This window comes from Nocardiopsis protaetiae (assembly GCF_045446735.1).
Lineage (GTDB): Bacteria > Actinomycetota > Actinomycetes > Streptosporangiales > Streptosporangiaceae > Nocardiopsis > Nocardiopsis protaetiae.
Map to the genome: position 1 here is coordinate 1 of NZ_JBJJBV010000471.1, position 2,643 is coordinate 2,643.

Here is a 2,643-nt window from a genome sequence, read left to right on the forward strand (position 1 = left end):
CACTCGGTGGCGGGGAAGGGGAGGTGCCCGGCGTCGGGGCGCTTGGAGTCGCGGATGGCCGCACCACAGGGCAGATCGGCGACCTCGACGCAGTTCTCGCTGGCGCCGCTGTGGGTGCTCTTGCGGAAGCCCGCGGGGACGTGCGCCACCTCAACACAGTTCTGCGCGTGGCCGCTGTAGCTGGACTTCCGGAAGGTGGGCGGCACCTGGGCAACTTCAACGCAGTTCTGCCCAGCGCCGCTGTAGCTGCTCTTGCGGAAGACTAGTTTTGTCACGTTTCACCCTCTATGGACGCTAGTACATCTTTGATGAAGCTTACGCTCTGGGCTACTGTCAGTGCCGCGTTATGGGCTTCGCGCCAGATGGCGTCGTAACGGCGAATCTCAGCCTCGTCTTCGAGGAAGAGGCCTGCGGTTGGAACTTCGGCGAAGCAGACAGTGGGGTCTGCTGGATCGCTGAACTCCATAATCTGGAACCCGCCTAGGTTCGCGGCGTGCATGCCTGCTGAGAAAGGCAGGATGTGTATCGAGATGTGTTGGCGTGTAGCCAGGTGGACGAGATGGCGGAGCTGTTCGCGCATCACCTCGGCCGAGCCGGCCTGACGCCGCATAGCTGCCTCATCGATGATGGCCGCGTACTCAGGCGGGTACAGACGAGCCAAGATGGTCTGGCGCTCCATGCGCGCCTCGATGTGACGCTGAATCTCAGCATCCGCATAAGAGTTCGTCCCTGTGAACACGGCACGCGTGTACTCGGGAATCTGTAGGAGGCCGGGAATGACCTGGGCCTCAAAGGTGCGGATGAAGGACGCCTCGACCTCGAAGGCCGGTAGGCCGCTGACTCCGAAAAGCTCCCTGTATCGGTACCACCAGCCCCTTTCCTTGGACTCTCGGTAGAGCTGGTGGAAGGCCTCCCGTGTCTCATCGCTGACCTCGTACAGGTCGGCGAGGGCATCGAGGTCGTGTGCCCGTGTGCGGCGGGACTCCGCTGTCTCGATCTTGCTGAGAGTGGTTCGGGGGACCCCCGACCTTTTGGAGGCCTCTTCAAGGGTCAGCTTGTGCCGTTCCCGCAGGTGGCGGAGCTCGAAGCCAAGTCTCCGCAGGCGGATCGTGGGACTGTGTGGACGTTGCATGAGACCAGCCTAGTGAATATTTGCCGGAAATCCCAGTTTTCGATTGACAGGCAAGGATTTCCGGGTGCACTATCTGGAGTGTAGCCGGTGACCAGCACATCACACAGGGTTCCTGTCGGTCAGGCTACGCCTTGCCCGTTCCGCACATCACGGCATCCGTGAGACTCCCCCGACGGGCGCCACGAAACCCCTGTTCAGCTCACGTCATGCCGAGGAGTGTGTTCGTCATGCCCGCAACCACCCCGATAGCCCTGCCCGTCCAGCGGCCCGCCCCCACGCCCGTCCCCGAGCTGGGGGAGGCCACCGTTCCCCTCTCCTGCTTCATCCAGCCGGGGCACCGCCACTACTTCACCCGCCGGCCCGAGCGGCCCAACTACCGGATGCGCCGCTACCACTTCGCGGGCACCCCGGCCGTCCTGCCCCTGGTCCGGGCGTTCCTCGACACCTGCGCCGCCGAACAGGACACCGACTACCGCTACCTCTTCACCCTGCTCGGCGGGGAGCTCGCCACCAACGCGATCCGGCACAGCCTCTCCGGACGCCCCGGCGGCACCTACACCCTCCTCGTCCACCGCAACCGCGACGGCCTGCGCCTGGCCTGCCGCGACCGGGGCGGGCTGCGCACGCGGGACGCCCACCTCAAGCCCGGGAAGAACAACCTCACCCCGCCCGCCGATTTCGAGCCCGAGCCCGGGTCCGAGTCCGAGCCCGCGTCCGAGTCCGGACGCGGCCTGGCGCTGGTCGACGCCCTGGCCTCCGCGTGGGGCGACAACGGCAACGCGGAGTTCCGCACGGTGTGGTTCCGCCTGGCCTACGACCTGGCCGGGAGCCGCTGGAACAGCACCGACGGCTAGCGAACACCGCCGCTGACATGAGACGGGCCCAGGAGAGCGTTGCCGCGCTCTTCCGGGCCCTGAATCCCCCAAAACCCAACCCAGACATAAGCAAGGAAAGAGGATCTGATGCAGCACCCTATCCCCTCCACCCCCTCCGTTCCCGCGCCCCGCCGTCCCGACGATTTCCGCCCCATCCCGCTGCTCTCGCGCCGGACCCCGCTCATCGGTCCGGTCTGCCCCACCTGTGAGCACCCCTCCTGTCGCGAGCGCCGTGCCCAGCGGCTGCCCCGCCTGGGCGGCCACCGCGCCGAGTTCTCCCACGAGCACGCCCGGGCCGCCGCGCTCCAATCCCGCCACCGCCACCTGATCATCTGGTGGGGCGAGGCCACCCAGTCCTTCTGGGCCGCCACCCCCGCCGGCCTGATCGAGGCCCCGGACATCGACGCACTCCTCCTCGCCCTGTGGCCGCACACAGCCCCGCCCGCCGCCCGGCCATGGCCCCGGCCATGGGAGACGGGTGACACCACCGAGGTCCGTCCCACGACCTGATCCCGCCCGCACACGGGCGCGGCCCCTCCCGGAATTCGTCCGGGAGGGGCCGCGCCGTTCACCCCGTTCTTCCTGCCCGCCCGCTCAGTTGTGGGCGGCATCCTGTCCGTCCGGCACGGGGGCCGG

At 67.5% G+C, this 2,643-nt stretch carries 4 protein-coding genes; 2 read left to right on the plus strand and 2 right to left on the minus strand.

What is annotated here, in order from left to right:
• Together ACJOT3_RS33955 and ACJOT3_RS33960 are read right to left on the minus strand one after the other, a co-directional pair.
• A partial coding sequence (locus ACJOT3_RS33955) for a DUF397 domain-containing protein (protein ID WP_406977229.1) occupies nucleotides 1–275 on the minus strand: 275 nt, incomplete at its 3' end.
• Entirely contained in the window at nucleotides 272–1,132 is an 861-nt protein-coding gene (locus ACJOT3_RS33960) for a helix-turn-helix domain-containing protein (RefSeq protein WP_406977230.1), read from the minus strand. The genes ACJOT3_RS33960 and ACJOT3_RS33955, both read right to left, overlap by 4 nt.
• A gap of 227 nt (nucleotides 1,133–1,359) precedes the next feature.
• Between ACJOT3_RS33960 and ACJOT3_RS33965 the strand changes: the two genes are divergently transcribed.
• A complete protein-coding gene (locus ACJOT3_RS33965) occupies nucleotides 1,360–1,986 on the plus strand; it encodes an ATP-binding protein (protein ID WP_406977231.1) in 627 nt (208 codons plus the stop codon).
• 108 nt (nucleotides 1,987–2,094) lie between these two features.
• Complete coding sequence (locus ACJOT3_RS33970; protein ID WP_406977232.1) at nucleotides 2,095–2,517, plus strand: hypothetical protein; 423 nt, start codon at nucleotides 2,095–2,097, stop codon at nucleotides 2,515–2,517.
• Nucleotides 2,518–2,643 lie beyond the last annotated feature (126 nt).

Coding starts and splice junctions, on each gene's coding strand:
- ACJOT3_RS33960 (WP_406977230.1), bottom strand. CDS start 1,132: ATGCAACGTCCACACAGTCCCACGATCCGCCTGCGGAGACTTGGCTTC.
- ACJOT3_RS33965 (WP_406977231.1), top strand. CDS start 1,360: ATGCCCGCAACCACCCCGATAGCCCTGCCCGTCCAGCGGCCCGCCCCC.
- ACJOT3_RS33970 (WP_406977232.1), top strand. CDS start 2,095: ATGCAGCACCCTATCCCCTCCACCCCCTCCGTTCCCGCGCCCCGCCGT.